Source organism: Virgisporangium aliadipatigenens, assembly GCF_016863615.1.
Lineage (GTDB): Bacteria > Actinomycetota > Actinomycetes > Mycobacteriales > Micromonosporaceae > Virgisporangium > Virgisporangium aliadipatigenens.
In genome coordinates this window covers 1-19,214 of record NZ_BOPF01000054.1, presented here as the reverse complement: position 1 = coordinate 19,214, position 19,214 = coordinate 1, and the positions used below count along the sequence as shown (strand labels likewise).

Sequence of the window (19,214 nt, the reverse complement as noted above, 5' to 3'; positions counted from 1 at the left end):
GGCCTTCGTGCTCGCCGCGACGGCGCGGGTCGCCGGCGACCTGGATCTCGCCGAGGAGTGTGTGCAGGACGCCTACGTGGCGGCCCTGGACGTGTGGCTGCGCGAGGGCGTTCCGGCGAATCCGGGTGCCTGGCTGACGACGGCCGCGCGGCGGCGGGCGATCGACGCCCACCGGCGGGCGCAGGTGTTGCGCACCAAGTTGCCGCTCCTCGTCGAGAGGGTCGAGCCCGGGTCCACTGTGGACGATATCCCCGACGACCGGCTGCGCCTGGTCTTTACGTGCTGCCACCCGGCGATCGCCCGCGAGGCGCAGGTGGCGCTGACGCTGCGGCTGGTGTGCGGACTGAGCACCGGCGAGATCGCGCGGGCGTTCCTGGTGCCGGAGGCGACGATGGCGGCGCGCGTGACGCGTGCGAAGAAGAAGATCGCCGCCGCCCGGATCGCCTACCGGGTACCGGCTCCGGAGGAACTGCCGGACCGGCTCGACGCCGTTCTCACGGTGGTGCACCTGCTCTACACGACCGGCCACACGGCGCCGGAGGGGGAGCGGCTGGTGCGCACCGACCTGGTGGAGCGGGCGTTCGAGCTGACCCGCATGCTGCGGATGCTGATGCCCGACGAGCGCGAGGTCCGCGGGCTGCTCGCGCTCCTGCTTCTCACGGACGCCCGCCGCGACGCCCGGACCGCCCCGGACGGCCGTCTTCTCCTTCTCGCGGAGCAGTCGAGGGAACGGTGGGATCGCGCCGCCATCGCCGAGGGACGCGCACTGGTGCCGGGGGCGCTGCGCGGTGGCGCCGGCCGGTTCGCGTTGCAGGCGGCGATCGCTGCCCTGCACGCCGAGGCGCCGTCCTATGTGGACACCGACTGGCCGCAGATCGTCGGCCTGTACGACGTGCTGCTGCGGGTGTGGCCCTCGCCGGTGGTGGCGCTGAACCGGGCGGTCGCCGTGGCGATGGCCGACGGGCCGGCGGTGGGGCTCGCCGCGCTCGACCCGCTGGTGGACGACCCGCGGCTCGCGGGCTACCGCTATCTGCCGGCCGCGCGGGCGGACCTGCTGCGGCGGCTGGGCCGGGCCGGCGAGGCGGCCGCCTGCTACCGGCAGGCGTTGGCCCTGACCGACAACGGCCCCGAGCGGGACTTCCTGACCCGCCGCCTGAACGAGGTCCGCGGCGCTTAACGCCTCCCACGGCGGCGTCCCTCCGCTGCCTGCGGTCCAGGCGCCGTGCTCTGCACTCGCTCACAGTGTTTCCCGCTCAGTGCACGGCTCCGCCCCACGGCGGCGTCCCTCCGCTGCGCTGCGGTCCAGGCGCCGTGCCATGCACTCGCTCACAGGTACCCGAAGCGCGTCATCACCTCGCCGTGCCGATCGACGATGCGCTCGGCCAGCGCCGCGGGCAACTCGTCGCGCCAGCCGCCTGCCCGGCCACGGCGGAAGAAGCGCTCGGCGTGCGGTGGACGTTCCCGGAAACCGGAGCGGGACTCGAGATCGGCCAGGACGGCAAAGTCGGCCCGGCGGACGGCGGCGGCCAGGGCCTCGTCGGTGAGGTCGAACCCGGCGAGCCGCACCGCGGGCGCGAACGCCGGCACCGGATCGGCCAGCGCGTCCTCGTAGCGCAGCACGTACACCGGGAACCGCCGCTGGTCGACCCAGCCGAGCACATGCTCCGACCAGGTCCCGAAGTACTGGCGCACCTGCTTGCCCGGCCGGGCCGGGTGCAACGGCGCCGTCGCGTGCGGAACGCACAACCGCCGCACCGCCTCCTCGAACGACACCCCGGAGTGGTGCGCCATCGACACGGCCACGTCGCGGGGGTCACGCACCAGGTAGACGGCGGCGTGCGCGGCGGCGACGGAGATGACCGGCTCCGCCCCGAACGCGTCGTGGATCTTGCGCAGGAGCGGTTCCGAACGCGCCGCCGCGGCGGCCACGTCGTCCGCGCCCGGGCGCAGCCGGTCGATCTCCGCGCTGGTCAGGTCGGTGGTCGGCACGCCCAGCAGGTCCTCCAGCACGTCCCGGGACGCCGCGACGGCCGCTCCGGCGAGCGCGTCGAGGTCGACGTCGGCGCCGCTGCGGGCCGCCGTGAGCACCGCGCGCAGCCACGTGTTCCCCGACTTCGGATACGAGGCCAGCCAGAGAATCCCCGTCACGGGAACGCTTCTTCGACCTTCGCGGCGAGCGCCGTCGGGTGGAGGTCGTGCAGTCGGCCGCTGAACCGCAGCACGCGCGCCGCACCGGCGACCGACGCCGCCCACGTGTGCCGGGCCGGCTTTCCGAGCAGCGGCGCCACGAGCCGGCGGTGCCACTCGCGTCCGTGCAGTTCGGCGGAACGCTCCTCCGCACCGTCCACAGTGGTCAGTCGGACCGGCCCGGGTTCGGTGCCCGGCAGGAGCACCACGGCGCGCAGCGGCACCGCGGACGGCTCCGGTCCGAGCCGGTACGCGCGCTTCGCCAGCGCCGGCCGCACGACCCGGCCGACCGTCGACGGGATGTCCAGGGCGTCGGCCATGTCGGGCCAGAGCTGCACCTCGTCGTCGGTGCGGCGCAGCAGCGGCGGGTCGCCGGTGACCAGCGCGACCCGATCCGCGAGAACGCCGTGCCCGCGCAGGGCGAGTGCGGCGGTGAGCGCCGACGTGCCGCCGGCGGCGGGCCCGCAGATGACGACGCCCGCGCCGTTCAGCGCGACGGCCGCGCCGCGCAGCGTCGGCACGCCGCCCAGCAGCCACCGGGCGGTGCCGGCCACGCCGAGGAAGCAGCGCACGTCGGCGTCGGTGGCGCGGCGTTCGGGGCGAACGTCGATCGGCCCCCGTGCGCGGGCCATGAAGCGGCCGACGGACGGGATCCGGCACAGCACCCGGTCGGCCGTCGCGGTCACGACACCGGTGCTGGCCACCGGGTCGGGGAGTCGTTCGGGCACCGGGGCCAGTCGCCAGGCGGGCGGCCAGGCCAGATCCACGACACCTCCTTGGAACGGACAAATTAGATCTTAATGCGAATATCCTCACGTCATGCGCGTACATCATCTGATGGGAGCCGAGGTGCGGCCGGGCCGCGCGGGCGGCGGTCCGCGGCGGCCGACGTTCGAGTGGACGGCGCCGGACGGCACGCGGCTGTGCGCCGACGCGTCGGTCGCGCGCTTCGACGTCGCGGGGGTCGCGCGGTTTCTGGTCGAGGAGGGCGCGCGGATCACCGTCGAGGCCTACCCGGGCGGTGACCCGTTCGCGCTCCGGAGCCTTCTCCATGGAACGGTGGTGGCCCTGCTGCTGGGGCAGCGACGGGAGTTCGCGCTGCACGCCTCGACCGTCCGGGCACACGGGCGGGGCATCGCCGTGACGGGCGACAGCGGTGCCGGCAAGTCCACGACGGTGTTGGCGCTGCGGGCGGCCGGCCACGAGCTGGTGACCGACGACGTGTCACCGGTTTCCGCCGCGGGTGTGGTGACGCCGTTCGGCCGCGCCCTGCACGTGTGGCCGGAGACCGCCGCCGCGCTCGGAGTCGACGTGTCCGACGCCGAACCGGTGTGCGAGAGCGATGCGAAGTACTCGTTGCCCGTCGGGCCGGCCGCGCCGGTGCGCCTCGACTCGGTGGTCTGGCTGCGGCGCGACCCGGGGGCGGACGAGGTGCGCTACGCCCGGCCGGATCGGCTGGAGGCGGTGAACCTGTTGCTGCGCAACGCCTATCGGTTCCCGATGCTGATGAAGCTGTGGCCGTCGGAGGTATTCGCCTGGGCGGCCGACCTCGCCGGGCGGGTCGACACCGCCGTGCTGACCCGCCCGGCGGCCACCTGGTCCGTCGACCGGGTGGCCGCGCTGATCGGAGACGTACGGGCGACCCCCGTCGGCTGACGAAACCCGTCAGCTGAACATCGGCATCATCATCATGGGGCCGTCCGGCATGACTCCCGCGCCGGCGGCGGTCTCCTCGATGACCAGCCGGCGCAGCTCCGGCGGGCTCCAACCGGCGCGCGCCGGTGCTTCCGCGGGGTGTCCGGTCTCGGTGGGCGGCTGACACTCAGGCATGTGAAGTCCTTTCTCAATGATCAGACGAACGGAAGATTACGGGCTTTTGGCCTGGAATGTTCCTCGAACCAGCGGATGTACCGGGAGGCGAGCAGCGCCCGTAGCAGCCCGCCCCGGTGGATCGGGGACGGCTCGCTGCCCGGCCACTCCGCGAGGGTGCCGGCGATCGCGTCGAGGTCGACGAGGCCGCTCACCAGCGGGTTCTCGCGCGCCGCCGCGACCTCGGTCAGGAGTTCGGGGCGCGCGTCGGCGATCCGGTCGGACCAGTCCGCCACCTGGATCCCGCGGCCGCGCGCGAGCCGGATCGAGTCCGGCAGGAGACCCGCCGTCGCCGCCCGGCACACCGCCCGGGTCTGTCCGGCGGAGCGTCGCAGCCACGCCGGCTGCGCGCAGGCCGCCTCGACCACCCGCAGGTCAAGCGTGGGATCGGAGACGCACAGGCCCCACCGCGCCTCCTCGGCCGCCGCGAACTCCGCCTGCGCCGCGAGCGCATCGAGGACCACCGGCGATGCGAACCACGCGAAATCGGCCGTCGCGCCGAGGCGTTCGTCGGTGATGAGGTGTCGCCGCTCCGGCCGGAGCCAGCCGTCGGCGCGGAGCGCCGCCGAGGTCCACGCCGCCTGCCGGCGCTTCCGGACGGCCGCCGGCACCAGTTCGGCCAGCAGCGGGCCGCGCAGGACGGAGCGCAGTGGGATGCCCCGGACCCGGGACCAGTGCGCCGCCTCGCGGGCGGCGGTACGCCAGCGGCCCCGTCGCACGAGCGCGGCGAGCCAGCCCGGTTCATCCGGGGAGAAGAAGAAGTTGCCGCCCCCGCCGTGCAGCAGAACGCGCACGCCGTCCGCGGCCGCCCGCGCGTGGAACGCCCGCGTCCACGTCACGTTGAGCACGTTGTGCGCGGGCGTGCCTCCGGCCGCGAACGACTCCTCGTGCCCGTCCAGCAACGGAATCCCGCGACTGTCCATGAAGGACGGTCGGAGGTGGGGATGCCGGGCGGCCAGGTCGCGCACCAGTTCGCTCTCGTCGACCACGGTGTTGCCGACGGCCGGCACGTTCCAGTCGGGCGCCGGCACCGACGTGTAGGTGCGCACGATCCCGTGGGCCGCCGCGAGAGCCGCCACCGAACCGCTGTCCAGCCCGCCGCTCAGGAGCACCCCGACGGGGCCCCGTTCCGCCCGGTCCGCGACGGCCGCCGCCAACGCCTCGCGCAGGGCCTGCGCGTGGTCGCGCCCCGGCCCCGTCGCGTCGAGTGCCGGCCGCCAGTAGCGCCGGGTGTGCACACCCGAGCCGTCCACCCAGAGCGCCGTCGCGGGCGGGACCGGCCGTACGCCGGCCACCCAGGTGCGTTCGGGCTCGAACGTCGCGTACAGGAACGCGGCGACGCGCACCTCGTCCACTGTGGACCCGACGGCGTCCCATCCGGTGAGCGCGAACGCCGTCGACGCGAAGACCAGCTCCCGCGGAGTCCGGTACACGTGCAGCGGCCGGATGCCGAGCCGGTCCCGGGCGATGAACACCCCACCGCGACGCGCGTCGGCGACGGCGAACGCGAACCCGCCGCGCAGGTGTGCGACGCACTCCGGCCCCCAGCGTCGGTACGCCGCGCACACGAACGTCGCGTCGGGCGCGTCCGCCGGCAGCCCGAGCACACCGGCGAGCCCGCGGCGGTCCTCCAGTACGGCGTCCGCGACGACCGCCAGGTCGCCGTCCACAGTGGACAGTGGCGCGGTGCCGACGGCGCCCAGCGCGGCGCCGAGCCGCCCCGGTCGGCCGGACCAGGGATCTCCCGTATCGGGGCCGAGCGGCGCGATGATCTCCCGCAGCCCGGCCAGCTCCCTGGCGCCGAGCGGCCGCCCGTCCAGTCCGACGGCGCCGTAGACGCCGCTCACGGGGCTGTCCTTTTTGTCACCTTATGAGGGTAGGTGGTTATTCGTCCTCGCGGGCGTCGTCGAGAACGGCCGAGATGTGCGTCTGGATTCGCTGCGCCGTCGCCGGGTCCGGATCCAGGAACCGCAGGCCGATCTCCACCTGATTGCGCTTCAGTTCCAGGTGCATGACCTGCGCCTGAAGCGTGATGACCTGGTCGCCGAGCTGCAGGTCGAGGTCCACCGACTCGCCCCGGGTCACCTGCGTCTGCGGCTCGGCGCGGCACCGCAGCCCGCCCGAGCTCAGGTCCACCAGGTGCGCCGGCTGGGTGCCCGTGGCGCCACCCCGGGAACGCATCAGCACCATGCCGGCCGCGCCGATCCGCTCCGCCTGGCGGCGTTCCAGCTGCTCGGCGACGCCCGACAGCTCCCGGATGCGCGAGATCGTCGTCGTCACCTGGCGGTTCAGCTGCTCCACCACCTCGTGCTGATCGGCGGCCACGTTCCGCAGCACCTCGGTCGCGTCGTCGATCCCGCCGATGCCGCTCACCATCGCCGCGATCGTGTCCGACATGACACCGGCGTCGTGCTCCAGGGAGGCGATCGTCGCCGTGATCTGCTCGGTCGACTCGGCCGTCGTGTCGGCCAGGTCCTTCACCTCGTTCGCGACGACGGCGAACCCGCGCCCGGCACTGCCCGCCCGCGCCGCCTCGATGGTGGCGTTCAGCGCCAGGAGCTTGGTCTGGTTGGCGATGCCGGTGATCATCTCGGCCATCGTGCCGACCCGCCGCAGGCTCTCCTCCAGCGCGGCCAGCACCGGTGCCGTGTCGCGCGAACGGGCCACCACCGTGCCGGTCGCCTCGTTCGCCGTCGAGACCCGCTCGTCGATCACCGAGGCGGCCGAACGCACCCGTTCCACCTGGCCGGCGACGTTCTGCAGCTCGGCCGCGATCGCCGTCGTCGACTCGTCGATCAGCTTCTGCGCGCGCTCGCGCAGCTTCCGTTCGGCCTGCCGCTGATGCAGGAACGACGCGTGCAGGTTGTCCTCGCGCACCTTGCGGGCATCACCGAGCTGCGACTCCTGCTCGTGCAGCCGGTCCCGGGCCGCGGCGAGCGCCCGGCCGATGTCGCCCAGTTCGTCGCGGCCGCCCGGCAGGGGGCGGGTGGTCAGGTCGCCCTCGGCGATCGCGGTGACCGCGGCGAGCGTCGTGCGCACGTCGGTGCGGGTGCGCCACATCACCGCCGCCGCGAACCACCCGGCGAGCAGCAGCCCCGCGCAGGTGAGCGTCAGCGTGACCAACCGCTGGCCGGAGAGCCGGTCGTCGCGCACCGACAGCAGCTCGGTCAGCACGTCGGTGGCCGGCGGCACCGCCGCCCGAACGGCGTCCGCCACACCCGTCGGGTCGACCGCCTTCGGGGCGGACAGCGCCGCCGTGAGCGTGTCCGACAGCGCCTCCACCGCGTCGGCCGCCGCGAGCACCGCCTGCAGGCGTCCGGCCAGCCCGTCGAGCGCGGTGCTGGCGTCGGCGGTCGTCACGTCCGAGCGGAACGACCCCGCCGCCGACGCCAGTTCGCCGGCGTGCACCGCCTGCTCGGCGACCAGTTCGCCGCTGCCGGGCGCCGCCCGGGGTGCCGCCGCGCCGGCCGCCGCGATGAGCGCCTTCGGCAGCTGCACGATGTGCAGGTCCATGACGTAGAACGAGTCGAGGTCGGGATCCAGGATGAGCTGCGACGTGTTGCCGGCCTCGGTGATCAGGGCGCCGAGCGCGACGGCCGCCGCCAGCCGTTCGGCCGGGGTGCCGGTGCCGGCCGACCTGACAGCCTTCAGCTTCGTCTCGAGCATGAGTTCGGGGTGCTCGGCGACGGCCGCCGTGAGCGCCGCGAGGTCGGGAGCGCGCCCGCCGACGGTGTCCGACAGCGCCAGGAGCGCCTGCCGCACGACCACCGTGCCGGCCAGTTCGTTGCGGGCGAAATCGACCTGGCCGCCGATGACGTTCGTGTAGGAGATCGTCGCGCCGATGCCCGGGATCAGCAGCACGACGATCAGGACCGCGAGCCGGGCGCTGGTCCGGAGCCGGTCCACCACGACGGGGATCGGACCCAACCACCAGGGACGCATGTTCGTCCGATCGGCCGACGCGGGGGCCGTTCAAGGTTTTCGTCCGGTTTCAGTGGGTAAAACGGATCCGGCGCGTTGTGGTTGCCGGGGGGACCTGGGCGCGCTACTCTCAGCGCAACACGCCCCCTGCGGTAGCCGGCAGATCCACTGCCCCCCAGGAGAGTTGCGCCCTCCACCGTCGACTCGGGATCAGCCCCGCGCGGTGGACAAGTTCCGACGTGTACCGGCGGCCGGCCCCTCGTAATCGGCTGCGAGGCACGTCCATTCCCATACGGAGTAACCATGACTGATACCGACGTCTGGGTGGCACCCCGCGCGCGCCGCCGCTCGGCCAACCATCGGCCGGACAGCCGCCGCGCCCGCCGCACCGCCACGTCGGACCGGTCGGAGCAGACCACGGGCGGCGCCCCCGCCGGCCCCGAGGTCCTGACCGAGGTCTCCGGCATCCTCGATGTCCGGGACGGCCAGACCCACGCATTCCTGCGCGTCGACGGCTACACGCCGTCGCCCGAGGACGTGTACGTCCCGATGGCGCTGGTCAAGAAGCACGGCCTGCGCCGCGGCGACCTGCTCGCGGGCGTCGCCCGCGAACTGCCCGACACCGGTTCCACCAAGGACAGGGGCAACCCGCTCGTGCGGGTCGACACCGTCAACGGCCTCGACCCCGAGACCGCCAAGCGGCGCCCCGAGTTCTACAAACTCACCGCGCTCTATCCGCAGGAACGCTTCCGGCTGGAGCACGGTTCGACCGATCCGACCCCCCGCGTGATCGACCTCGTGATGCCCATCGGCAAGGGGCAGCGCGCGCTGATCGTCTCGCCCCCGAAGGCCGGCAAGACGATGGTGCTGCAGGCGATCGCCAACGCCATCAGCAAGAACAACCCCGAGGCCCACCTCATGGTCGTGCTCGTCGACGAGCGGCCGGAGGAGGTGACCGACATGCAGCGCTCGGTCCAGGGCGAGGTGATCGCCTCGACGTTCGACCGGCGGCCGGAGGACCACACCACCGCTGCCGAACTCGCCATCGAACGCGCCCGCCGGCTCGTCGAGCAGGGCCGCGACGTAGTCGTTCTCCTCGACTCCATCACCCGGCTCGGCCGGGCGTACAACCTCATCCAGCCCGGCGGCGGCCGGACGCTCAGCGGCGGTGTCGACACCAACGCGCTCTACCCGCCGAAGCGCCTGCTCGGCTCCGCGCGCAACATCGAGAACGGCGGCTCGCTGACGATCATCGCGACCGCGCTGGTGGAGACCGGTTCCCAGATGGACACCGTGATCTTCGAGGAGTTCAAGGGCACCGGCAACGCCGAGCTGAAGCTCGATCGCAAGATCGCCGACAAGCGCGTCTTCCCCGCGATCGACCTCGACTCCTCCAGCACGCGCAAGGAGGAGATCCTGCTCGCGCCCGACGAACTGGCCGTGGTGCACAAGCTGCGCCGCGCGCTCGGCACGGTCGACAACCAGGGAGCCATCGAACGCCTCCTCGACCAGCTCAAGCGCACCCAGAGCAACGCCGAGCTGCTCATGCTCATCGCCCGGGCCGGCAACCAGCCCCGCTAGGAGCCAGCTGGCCGGCACCGGCCCCGCTGATCACAGCACCGCCGCCGCGATCAGCAACACCGCCAGCACCAGCACGCCCACGGTGACCGCCGCCGGACCCCAGCCGTCGCGGGGCAACTGACCCGCACGGATGGCCCTGCGCGTCGCCCGATGCCGGACGTATCCGACCCCGGCCGTCACGGCGCCGAGCACCAGCAGCGCCACCCCGATCGCCGGCAGACCGCGCCGGTCGGGCACAAGGTGCAGCAGCGCCGCTCGCCGGCCTGCAGGGCGAGCCCCGTGCGCAGCCACGCCAGGAGGGTGCGTTCGTTGGCGAGCAGAAACCTGACGTCTACGTCCTGGTCCACGCCGACAGCGTGCTACAGCCGTTCGATCGTCAGGGCGGCCACCCCCGCCTGCGCCTCGACGGCGTAGCGGTCGGTCGCGGCGTCCCAACCGTCCGGCGTGAGGACCGTGCCGGCGGCAGTTCCACCGCGTGCGGCGCCGTCGACCGTGACACTTCCCGCGCCGCCGTCCACCGACACCCGCACCGGAACGTCGGCCGGCGGCCGCACCACCCAGCGGTTCGCGCCACCGGACATGCGCACCGGCACGGTGCCGTGCGGCCTCGGCAGCGACAGCTCGATGCTGGCCGCCCCGCCGACCAGGTCGACGCCGCCGACCCGACCCGTCGCGAGGTCGAGCACCTCGTCGGTGACGCCGCCGACCATGCGCAGGTGCCAGGTGACGGCCCGGGACAGCGCGACGCTGACCGTGGACGGGCCGTTGGCGCCGGTCGACAGCAGGTGCACCTGGACGCTGTCCCGTTCGCCGGTCACGTACGGCGTGTGCGAACCGCCCTCCGGTGTCTCGACGCGGTACAGCAACCCGGGCAGGTCGGCGGTGCGCACGGTCACCGCGGTGGCGCCGGTGAGCAGTTCGAACGTCGCCTCCGACGGGCCGCCGCCGAGCGGCGCCGAGACGATCCGGTCCGGGCGGCGGGCCGATCCGCTCTCGGTGTGCGTGTCGAACAGGGCCGCGACCAGCACCAGTCCGATCACGACCAGCAGCGCGATCCCGCCTCCGGTGAGCCAGGTCTGCAGCCGGGACGGCGCGGGCGGGACATCGACGGACATGCCGGCCTCCTACCCAGGAACACCCGAGCCTAAAGGGGCCCCACGACGGCGTACAACCGGCGCGCCTCGTTGATCAGGCGGTTGTGCCGCGGCCGGCCGGCCAACTCGGCCAGGCCCGGGATGACGTCGCCCGGCTGGGCGCCGGAGGTTCCCGCGGCGGTGGCGGCCAGCGTCACGAACCCGGCCAGCGCCCGCGGCGTCGGCACGGTGGTCAGCAGCGTCGGCAGCATCGCGCGCAGTACCGCCCACGCCACTCCGGGTGCGCCGCCCTGGGTCAGGTCGCTGAGCGCCGCCTCGACCCTGTTCGCCTTGAGAAGGCCACGAACGACCAGGTCGGCGAGGTCGGCGCCGAGCGCTTCCGCGTCGAGCGCACCCGTCGCCCGCAGCAGGAGCAGCGCGTCCGTCGCCGCGACCCGGTCCTGCGGCCACCGGGCGCCGAGCCCGTAGGCGAGAGCCAGCGTCAGCGCCGGCCCGACCGGTCCGGTGCACTCGGCGAGCAGCGGCAGCACGAGCAACGCACCCTTCAGGTCCTCGTCGGCGGTCGCCGCGACCCAGGGGAGCAGGTGCGCGGCGATCGTCTCCCGGTGCGCCGGGGCGACCGCCGGCCACAGCTGCACGTCGCCGAGGAACGACGACCCCTCGATCCGTTCCGGCGGCGTGACGGTGAGCAGGTCCGCCGGGCCGGGCGTACGCGGCGGCGTGATGCCGGACGACCGGGGCCGTTCGACCACGGGTGAGCGGAGCCCGACGAGCATCCGCGCGGTCGGCAGGCGGTCGTACTCCCAGTCGGCCCAGGGGCGGTCGGGGTACCGGCGTTCCCGGCGGGGGATCACGACGCGCGTGGGCTCCGCGTCGGGCAGGCCGCCGCCGTCCAGCCAGGCGGCCAGTTCCCGGCCGGCATCACTGTCCACAGTGGACCCGAGCGTGGCCCCGCGCGGCAGCCGCAGGAACGCCTGGCGCAGGTCGTAGCGCCACGGGTCCCAGCCCTCGCGGGCGGCCCGCGCCAGCCGCTCCCGCAGCGCCGCCGGGTCCAGCATCCCGTTGGCCGACGTGGGCGTCGAGACCAGCAGCGGCACCGGTGCGCGGCGCAGCCGGTGCGCCATCTCCAGCAGCCGCAGCACGACCAGCCGCTGCGGTACGGGACTCGACTCGGCGTCCAGGTCGCGCACCCGTTCCCAGTTGCGGAACCGGTTGGCCACCCACTCCTGGCGCCTGCCGTCGACCGCCGCGTCGAAGAGCGCGCCCAGGCAGGTGAGGGCGTGCGCCGCCGAGGGGCCCACCGCCCAGTGCTCCCGCACCGCGTCGAGGCGCTCGGCCAGGGCACGCGGGGAGTCGGTGTGAAAGCGGACCACGGCGTCGAGAAGTCGTTCGACCGAAAGATGGGTGACCGGCGCGAAGCCGAGGGCGACGATCTCCTCGGCCAGCTCGTCCACCGACGCGATCGGGGCCGGCGGCGCGTCGGACGGCGGAGCCGGCAGCGCGTCGACGACCGGCGGCGGCACCACCTCGCCCGGGCTCGCGACCAGGCGCGGCTTCGGCTCCGGCGACAGCTTGGCGATCAGCGCGCGAACCCGCTTCTGCAGCTCCACCGACGGATGGTCGAGCGCTATGGCGGCCGCTTCGCGGATCTCCGGGACCCGCTCCGGGTGCCGGCGGGTGAACCGGTCCAGCCACAGCACCTGCGCCCGCACCAGATTGCGTTCCGGCCGGCCGAGCACCGGGCGGCTGCTGCGCAGGAACAGGTCGGGGTCGAGCGGCCGGTGGGCGTCGGCGGCGCGCAGCCACCGCTGGACCCGGCCGGCGACCGGCGCCGTCGCCTCGACCAGGAGCCGGCAGAGATCCTCCGCGCGTTCGGCGACCTCGTCCGGCATCGGGTCCAGGGCGGTGAGCAGGGCCGCGACCGCGCGCGCCGCCGCCGGCCGGTCGCCGCGCAGCAGCCGGGCCACACCGCCGTCGAGGACCACGGCCCGTGCGATCCGCCCCTCGCCGACCAGTGCCACGATCGCCTGCCCGAACGCCATCGGCGTGCCCGTCGCACCGGCCGCCGGCGTCATCGCCTCGCCCAGCAGCCCGCACAGCCCGTCGACCTCGAACATCCGCGGCAGCAGCGGGTCCAGGCACGGGTCGGCGCGCAGCCGGTGAAGCGGCGGGCGAACGGCCGGGTGATGCGGCAGGGCGCAGGGGGTGACCAGGTTCTCCACCCAGCCGGTGACGAACGCGTCGTGCGTCGGCCACGCCGCGCCGCCGGCCTTGATCAGCGCGGCGGCGAGCGGCCAGCCGAACCGGGCCGTGCGCTGGTCGAGCCGATTGGCGAGGTTCAGCCCCACGTCGCCGAGCCACGCCGCACCCCGGTCCCGCGCGGCGCGGGTCATCAGCCCGGGGTCGACGGCCGGCAGCGCCTCGCGCAGCCCGCGGCGGGTCATCAGCTTCGCCACCGCCCGCGCGTCCGGCAGCACGGCGGCCGCGCAGACGGCCAGGCCGGCCGCCCGGTCGACGTCGTCGCGGTCCCGGCCGTCCGGGTGGAGCAGCGCCTCGTCCAGCTCGGCGGCGTAGCGCCGCAGGTCGGGCGCGACGGCGGCACGTTGCCGGGCGGTCAGGCCGCCGAGCCGGGTCGCGAGCGCGTCCACTCGCCCGTGCTTGAGCAGCAGTGCGATGTCTTCCCAGGCCAGTGGACCGGTGGTGCCGGCGGCCACCTTGCGGACGCGCTGCCGTTCGAGCAGTGCCGGATTAATTGCCACCGAGCGTCTCCCTCAGTCGTCGGGCCTCTACGGCCAGCCGGGTGCGTCCCGGCCGTCGGGTCACGTCGTCGAGCCCGGCGATCGTGCCGGCGACGGTGGTGTTGCGGGCGGCCGCGGTCGCCACGCACAGAAAGGCGCCCAGCGAGCGGGACGCCCGTTCGGCGGCGAACATCGGCGGCAGCGCGGCCCGCAGCACCGACCACGCCACCCCGGGCGCACCCGCCGCCACGATCCCGTCGAGCGCCTCGACCGCGCGGTTGCCCCGCACGAGTCCGGTCGCAACGAGCTCGCCGAGGTCCGCGCCGACCCGGTCGGCGTCGAGTGTTCCGGCCGCCGCGAGCAGGAGCAACGCCTCGGTCGCGGCCGTGCGGTCCGGGCCTCCCCGGGCCGCGAGCCCGTAGGCGAGCGCCAGCGGCAGCGCCGGGCCGGCCGGTCCCGTGCAGCCGGCGAGCAGCGGCAGGAGCGTTCCGGGGCCGCGTAGCCACGAGTCGGCCGTCGCGGCCACGCTCGGCAGCAGGTGCGCGGCGATCACCTCCCGCTGCCCGGGCAGGACCGCCGGCCACAGCGCCTCGTCGGGATGCGGCTCGCGCAGCCACACCGCCTCCGGCACGGGCACCGTGTACAGGTCGTCGGGGTCGCCGTCCGCGCGGACCCCGACGAGGATCCGGGCCGGAGGGAGCCGGTCGCGTACCCCGTCGCCCCACGCGTTCGGGTGCCAGGCCCGTCGCGGTACCACGATCCGGTCGAACGTGGGCCGTGGCGCCGCTCCTGCTTCAAGCCGGGCAGCCAGGCGCGCTCCCGCCGAGGTCGGCAGGGCGGCGGCCCGTCGGGCGAGCGCGTTCGTGGTGTCGTGCGGCAGCCGCAGCAAAGCCTGGGTCACGTCGTACGACCCCGGTCCCCAGTTGTGCCGGTCGGCGTGGACGAGCCGGTCGAGCAGCGCACCGGGGTCGAGCAGCCCGCCGGCGTGGGTGGGCGCGGCGACGATCGGCCGCAGGCGCTGCGCCATCTCGAGCACGCGGCCGAGGACGATGCGCTGCGGCGCGGGGGCGTCCCTCGGCACCGCTACCGTCCGCGGGCCCTCGACCAGCGCAGTGAGCACCACCGCCAGCGCGTCGACGGCGGTCACCGGCGGGCGGTCGCCGGGCCGGAAGTGCCGTTGCCGCAGCGCGCACACCGCCCGGATCAGGGCCACCCGCGCCTGCGCGTGCAGCCGGGGCAGGCCCTCCAGCACCCGTTCCAGCCGGAACGCCGTCACCGGCCCGGTCGCCAGCGCGGTCAGCTCCTCGACCAGTTCGTCGACGGAGGAGACCGGCGGCGGTGGCTCCTGCGCCGGCGGGAACGGCAACACGTCCCGCGGCGGCGTGCGGGGTGGGCGGGCGACGTGGAGTCCCTCGGCAACGGCCCGGGTGCGCTCGCGAACGGCCCCGCAGCGGTGCCGCGTCGCCGCCCCGAGCACCTCCCGCCACCTCCCGAGCAGCGCGGGTTCCCGGGCGGCGCGCTCGGCGATCCAGTCCAGCTGTGCCACGACCACCGCCTGCTCCGGCCGCCGCAGCACGTCCGGCCCGATCCGCAGGAGGAACTCCGGATCGATCAGCCCCGCCCCGTCGGAGGCGCGCAACGCCCGCTGCGCCACGACGGCCACCCCGGTGACCCCGTCGGCGAGCAGCCGCCCGAACGCCTCCGCCCGCGCGGCGACCTCGTGCGGCCGCGGTGCGAGGGCGTCGAGGAGTTCGTGGTAGGCGCGCAGCCGCCGCCCGCCGCGCCGCAGTCGGGCCACGCAGAGGTCGAGGAGTTCGCGCCGCTCGAGCCGACCTTCGGCAGCCAGTAACGTAAGTGCGTGCACGAAGGAGAGCGGGGTGTCCCGGCACGTAGACGGCTGACGCAGCGACAGGCGCAGCAGATCCCCGACCCCCGCCACCTCGAACATCCGGGGCAGGAACAGATCGAGCCGCGGATCGTCCCGCAGCCGGTCCAGCGGCAGCTCCGGCACCGCGTCCATCAGGTGGTGCAGCATCCAGCCGGTGACGAACCGGTCCCCGGTCGGCCACGGCGCGCCACCCGCCTCGATCAGCGCGGCCGACAGCCGCCAGGCGGCCCCGGTGTCGTCCGCGGCGGCCAGCATCGTGCCCACGGTGCACAGCCATCCCTTGCCCCGGGCGGCGGCCGCGCGCACCACCGGCTCCCGGTCGTCGACCTGGAACGCCAGGTGGAACGCGTCGAGCAGGAGCAGGCGGACCACCTCGCGGGGATCGTCGAGGCAGCCCACCGCGAGAACCGCCGCCGGGACGGCCGCGTCGTGTGGTCGTGCGCCCACGAGCAGTTCCTCCGCACGGCACTCGGCGTACCGGACGACGTCGGGAGCGAGCAGGGCCCGCCCCGCGGCGTCCAGGGTCGAGAGCCGGACGACGAGCCGGCCGATCTCGTGACGATCGATCAGCCGCATCGCGTCCGGCCACGCGAACGTTTTGACGGTGGCGGTCCGGGACATGTGGGGCAATGTAGCGCCGCCTCGCGGATTCCGTTGCCCCATAAGACTTCTAACGGGTTACGTCACCTGTGTGCCAGCGGCGGCGACCAATGCGACGCGGCCGGTGAGGCCGGTCTTGCGGTAGATGTTCTCCAGGTGCTTGCCGACGGTGCGCGGACTGATCAGCAACGTGCGGGCGATCCGCTGGTCCGTCGCGCCGGAGGAGAGGCACGTCACGACGTCGCGTTCCCGATCGGTCAGCCCGGCCCACGCGTCGTCGCCGAGTGCGCGGGTCGGCCGGAGCGCCGCGAGCCGCTGCCGCAGCCGAACGGCGTGCTGGACGTGCGGCAGCAGCATGCCGGCCAGGGCCCGGTCCCGATCGCTGAACCCGACCCGCGAACGGCTGAACACCACCAGCACGGTGCGCCCGTGCCGGACCCGCACGACGGCCACGAGCTGGTCCTCCACCCCGCGCGGGCGGAAGTAGTCGCGGTAGATGGCCAGCTCCCGGAACTCCCGCCGGGGCAGCAGGTCGGACACGGCGAACGTCTCCCCGCTGGCGGCCCGCCCGGCCGCGCACGCGGCTATCGGCGGATGCTGGGCGAGCAGGCGTAAATAGTGGCCGCGTGCCGGGCTTCGTTCGACGTATATCGGCTCGGCGTAGCAGGCGAGTTCGGTCATGTCGTCGAGCCGGTGCTCGTTGTAGGAGACCGTATCGCAGTCGAACATCCGACGCGCCGCGGCGAGCATCGGTCGTTCGAACGACTGATCCAGGTGGCGGTTCATGGCAGCTACGGTGTCGAGCACCCGGGTGAGGTCAGAGCTTCGCATCGGGAGGTTGTATCAGCGGTCCGTGACGGGTGCAGTCCAGTTGCTGACCTGGCATTTTGCCGTCTGATGAGGTTACCCTAACTGAGGTAAGGCTCAGCTTGCCGTCCAGTTTCAGGGAGTAACCGGTGTTCGTGTGCATCTGTGCGCGAGTGCGCGAGTGCGAGGTCCGGTCCGCCATCCGGCTCGGCGCCCGCGACGAGGAGTCCGTCGGCGACGCCTGCGGTGCCGGCACGGGCTGCGGCACCTGTCACGAACGGATCGGGGAGCTGATCTCCGAGGAGTCGACCGACACGCTCGCCCTGATCACCGGCTGAATCGCCCAAACACGTCGTAAGCTGCCCGGATGCAGGGCGACGAACGCACCATCGAGTTCCTCAACGAACAACTCACCGCGGAACTGACCGCCATCAACCAGTACTTCCTGCACGCCAAGATGCAGGAAAACTGGGGCTACACCAAGCTGGCCGCGCACACCCGGCACGAGTCCATCGACGAGATGCGCCACGCCGAGGTCCTGGTCGACCGCATCCTGTTCCTGGACGGGCTGCCCAACCTGCAGCGCCTGTTCCCGCTGCGCATCGGCGAGACCATCAAGGAACAGTTCGACAGCGACATGCTGATCGAGCAGGAGGCGGTGACCCGGCTGCGGGACGGCATCGTGCACATGCGCGGCGTCGGCGACATCACCTCCGCCAAGATCTTCGAGGACATCCTGGCCGATGAGGAACACCACATCGACTACCTCGAAACCCAGCTTCACCTGCTGGAGAAGCTCGGCGAGGCGCTCTACCTCCAGAACGTCACCGAGCACCCCAGCCCGGCGTAGGTGAAAGTGGTGCGGTGAGAATACTGGCTCCGCTGGTTGCCGCACTCTTGCTGCTCGCGGGCTGTACCTGGCCCCGGGACGCCGGCACGACGCTGGACGACGTCCGGGGCGGTGTCCTGCGCGTCGGGGTGACCGCCGCGCCGCCGTGGGTCACCGTCGCCGCGGACGGCACCGTCGCGGGCGCCGAGGCAGTTCTGGTCGAACGCCTCGCGGCCCGGCTCGGCGCCCGGATCGAGTGGTACCCCGGTTCGGAGTCGAGCCGGATGGCCGCGCTGGAGAAGCGCGTGCTCGACCTCGTCGTCGGCGGGCTCACCGCGGACGCGCCCTGGATCGAACAGGCCTCGCTGACCCGGCCCTACATCACGACCCGCCCGGTGGTGGCCGTTGCGGCCGGCGTGGCCGCCCCGAAGTCCCTCGACGGGCAGCGGGTGGCCGTACTCGCCGGCACGGCCGAGCTGGCCGAACTCCGCGACGAGGGCGCCGTCGTGGACCCGGTGCCCGCGTTGGACGCCGGGGCCGCACGCACCGAGCCGGTGCTCGTGGAGGAGTGGCAGTGTGCGCCGCTGGGCCTGCGCCCGACGAGGCACACGCTCGACAAGCGCGAACACGTCATGGCCGTGCCGCTCGGCGAGAACGCCTGGCAGGTCGAGGTGGAACGGTACCTGCTGGCGCTGCACCGGGCCGAGGTGCTGGAACTGCTGGCGGCGGCATCGTGAAGGTCTACGACACGTTCGAACTCCCGCCCGACAAGCGCCTCCTGCACAAGCGCGCCGTCCGGCTGGAATGGCTGACGATCCTCTTCTTCGCGTGCGCCGTGGCGCTGCTCGGTGTCACGCTCGGCCAGTCCCAGGCGATGAAGGCCGCGTGGATCGAGGACATGCTCGGCCTCGTGCCGCCGGTGGCGTTCCTGGTGGCGGCGCGTTACCGGACCCGCCCGCCGAACGACAACTTCCCCTACGGCTATCACCGTTCGGTCAGTGTGGCGTTTCTCGCCGCGTCGTTCGCCCTGCTGGTGCTGGGCGGATACGTCGTCTACGACTCGGTCGTGCGCCTCGTCAAAGCCGAACGCCCACCGATCGGCCTGATGGAGCTGTTCGGCTTCCAGTTCTGGCTGGGCTGGCTGATGATCGGCGCACTGCTGGTGACGATCCTGCCCGCGGTGCTGCTCGGCCGCGCCAAGCAACGCATCGCCCGGGAACTGCACGACAAGGTGCTGTTCGCCGACGCCGAGATGAACCGCGCCGACTGGCTCACCGCCGCGGCCGGCATCCTGGGGATCCTGGGCATCGGCGCGGGCCTCTGGTGGGCCGACGCCGTGGCCGCCGCCCTGATCGGCGTGGACATCGTGCGCGACGGCTTCCGCAGCACACGCGCCGCCGCCGCGAACCTCATGGACAACCGGCCCCGCGTGGTCGACGGGAAGTCGCCGCATCCCCTGCCGGACCGGCTTCTCGTCGCCGTTCGCGACCACGAGTGGATCGCCGACGCGTGGCTGCGCATCCGCGAGGAGGGCCACGTCTTCGCCGGCGAACTGGTGGTGGTGCCGGTCGAGGGGACCGATCGCCTGGTCGAACGCCTCGAGCGGCTGGGGGAGTGGGTGCGGGCGTTCGACTGGCGCATGCACGATCTGGTGGTCGCCCCGGTGACCCGAATCGACGCCGACCGTTCCGAGTAGCGGA

The 19,214-nt window shown here is 73.7% G+C and carries 16 protein-coding genes and 2 pseudogenes; 7 read left to right on the top strand and 11 right to left on the bottom strand.

Annotated features, from left to right (window positions below; all coding sequences use genetic code 11):
* Positions 1–7 precede the first annotated feature (7 nt).
* Positions 8–1,177 (top strand): RNA polymerase sigma factor, encoded by a 1,170-nt coding sequence (locus Val02_RS43110; RefSeq protein ID WP_203905193.1) that lies wholly within the window; start codon positions 8–10, stop codon positions 1,175–1,177.
* A 149-nt stretch (positions 1,178–1,326) separates the two neighbouring features.
* Here the strand turns inward: Val02_RS43110 and Val02_RS43105 are convergent, their stop codons facing one another.
* Positions 1,327–2,148 (bottom strand): sulfotransferase domain-containing protein, encoded by an 822-nt coding sequence (locus Val02_RS43105; protein ID WP_203905154.1) that lies wholly within the window; start codon positions 2,146–2,148, stop codon positions 1,327–1,329.
* Complete coding sequence (locus Val02_RS43100; RefSeq protein WP_203905153.1) at positions 2,145–2,954, bottom strand: hypothetical protein; 810 nt, start codon at positions 2,952–2,954, stop codon at positions 2,145–2,147. The genes Val02_RS43105 and Val02_RS43100 overlap by 4 nt, the downstream gene beginning before the upstream one ends.
* A 52-nt stretch (positions 2,955–3,006) precedes the next feature.
* On the opposite strand from Val02_RS43100, the gene Val02_RS43095 reads away from it, so the two are divergent.
* Positions 3,007–3,843, top strand: a complete 837-nt coding sequence (locus Val02_RS43095; protein ID WP_203905152.1) for a phosphoenolpyruvate carboxykinase (ATP) — start codon at positions 3,007–3,009, stop codon at positions 3,841–3,843.
* A 9-nt stretch (positions 3,844–3,852) separates the two neighbouring features.
* Here the strand turns inward: Val02_RS43095 and Val02_RS43090 are convergent, their stop codons facing one another.
* From Val02_RS43090 to Val02_RS43080, 3 genes are read right to left on the bottom strand one after another with little or no spacing between them, the layout of a single operon-like run.
* The gene (locus Val02_RS43090; protein ID WP_203905151.1) at positions 3,853–4,017 is read right to left on the bottom strand and encodes a hypothetical protein; all 165 of its coding nucleotides are present in this window, start codon (positions 4,015–4,017) and stop codon (positions 3,853–3,855) included.
* A 20-nt stretch (positions 4,018–4,037) separates the two neighbouring features.
* Positions 4,038–5,903, bottom strand: coding sequence for an asparagine synthase-related protein (locus Val02_RS43085; protein ID WP_203905150.1), 1,866 nt, complete (start codon positions 5,901–5,903; stop codon positions 4,038–4,040).
* Positions 5,904–5,940: 37 nt separating this feature from the next.
* The gene (locus Val02_RS43080; protein ID WP_203905149.1) at positions 5,941–7,965 is read right to left on the bottom strand and encodes a methyl-accepting chemotaxis protein; all 2,025 of its coding nucleotides are present in this window, start codon (positions 7,963–7,965) and stop codon (positions 5,941–5,943) included.
* A gap of 387 nt (positions 7,966–8,352) precedes the next feature.
* Here Val02_RS43080 and rho point away from each other — a divergent pair.
* Positions 8,353–9,558: pseudogene (rho, locus tag Val02_RS43075) on the top strand (transcription termination factor Rho); the annotation flags it as partial.
* Positions 9,559–9,588: 30 nt separating this feature from the next.
* On the opposite strand, the gene Val02_RS43070 reads toward rho, so the two are convergent.
* From Val02_RS43070 to Val02_RS43045, 6 genes and pseudogenes are all read right to left on the bottom strand, one after another.
* Positions 9,589–9,849, bottom strand: coding sequence for a YidH family protein (locus tag Val02_RS43070; RefSeq protein WP_239153780.1), 261 nt, complete (start codon positions 9,847–9,849; stop codon positions 9,589–9,591).
* Positions 9,849–9,905, bottom strand: a pseudogene (locus tag Val02_RS47995) (hypothetical protein); the annotation flags it as partial. The pseudogene Val02_RS47995 and the gene Val02_RS43070, both read right to left, overlap by 1 nt.
* A 12-nt stretch (positions 9,906–9,917) precedes the next feature.
* Positions 9,918–10,673: a hypothetical protein gene (locus Val02_RS43060; RefSeq protein ID WP_203905145.1), complete on the bottom strand. Its 756-nt coding sequence runs from the start codon at positions 10,671–10,673 to the stop codon at positions 9,918–9,920.
* A gap of 29 nt (positions 10,674–10,702) precedes the next feature.
* Positions 10,703–13,411 (bottom strand): DUF6493 family protein, encoded by a 2,709-nt coding sequence (locus Val02_RS43055; RefSeq protein ID WP_203905144.1) that lies wholly within the window; start codon positions 13,409–13,411, stop codon positions 10,703–10,705.
* Positions 13,401–15,899 (bottom strand): hypothetical protein, encoded by a 2,499-nt coding sequence (locus Val02_RS43050; protein ID WP_203905143.1) that lies wholly within the window; start codon positions 15,897–15,899, stop codon positions 13,401–13,403. Before Val02_RS43050 ends, Val02_RS43055 begins: the two co-directional genes overlap by 11 nt.
* A gap of 57 nt (positions 15,900–15,956) precedes the next feature.
* Positions 15,957–16,709, bottom strand: coding sequence for a helix-turn-helix transcriptional regulator (locus tag Val02_RS43045; protein ID WP_203905142.1), 753 nt, complete (start codon positions 16,707–16,709; stop codon positions 15,957–15,959).
* A gap of 125 nt (positions 16,710–16,834) precedes the next feature.
* On the opposite strand from Val02_RS43045, the gene Val02_RS43040 reads away from it, so the two are divergent.
* Genes Val02_RS43040 through Val02_RS43025 form a run of 4 tightly spaced genes read left to right on the top strand, consistent with a single transcriptional unit; the run spans position 16,835 to position 19,210 of the window.
* Entirely contained in the window at positions 16,835–17,023 is a 189-nt protein-coding gene (locus Val02_RS43040) for a (2Fe-2S)-binding protein (protein WP_203905141.1), read from the top strand.
* A gap of 29 nt (positions 17,024–17,052) precedes the next feature.
* Entirely contained in the window at positions 17,053–17,535 is a 483-nt protein-coding gene (bfr, locus tag Val02_RS43035; protein WP_203905140.1) for a bacterioferritin, read from the top strand.
* A 14-nt stretch (positions 17,536–17,549) separates the two neighbouring features.
* The gene (locus tag Val02_RS43030) at positions 17,550–18,251 is read left to right on the top strand and encodes a substrate-binding periplasmic protein (protein WP_203905139.1); all 702 of its coding nucleotides are present in this window, start codon (positions 17,550–17,552) and stop codon (positions 18,249–18,251) included.
* The gene (locus Val02_RS43025; protein WP_203905138.1) at positions 18,248–19,210 is read left to right on the top strand and encodes a cation diffusion facilitator family transporter; all 963 of its coding nucleotides are present in this window, start codon (positions 18,248–18,250) and stop codon (positions 19,208–19,210) included. Before Val02_RS43030 ends, Val02_RS43025 begins: the two co-directional genes overlap by 4 nt.
* Positions 19,211–19,214: the final 4 nt, after the last annotated feature.

What these genes read in the sequence shown, in the direction of transcription:
- Val02_RS43090 (WP_203905151.1), bottom strand. Translation starts at nt 4,017, where the DNA reads ATGCCTGAGTGTCAGCCGCCCACCGAGACCGGACACCCCGCGGAAGCA.
- Val02_RS43060 (WP_203905145.1), bottom strand. Translation starts at nt 10,673, where the DNA reads ATGTCCGTCGATGTCCCGCCCGCGCCGTCCCGGCTGCAGACCTGGCTC.
- Val02_RS43095 (WP_203905152.1), top strand. Translation starts at nt 3,007, where the DNA reads ATGCGCGTACATCATCTGATGGGAGCCGAGGTGCGGCCGGGCCGCGCG.
- Val02_RS43050 (WP_203905143.1), bottom strand. Translation starts at nt 15,899, where the DNA reads ATGTCCCGGACCGCCACCGTCAAAACGTTCGCGTGGCCGGACGCGATG.
- Val02_RS43045 (WP_203905142.1), bottom strand. Translation starts at nt 16,709, where the DNA reads ATGCGAAGCTCTGACCTCACCCGGGTGCTCGACACCGTAGCTGCCATG.
- bfr (WP_203905140.1), top strand. Translation starts at nt 17,053, where the DNA reads ATGCAGGGCGACGAACGCACCATCGAGTTCCTCAACGAACAACTCACC.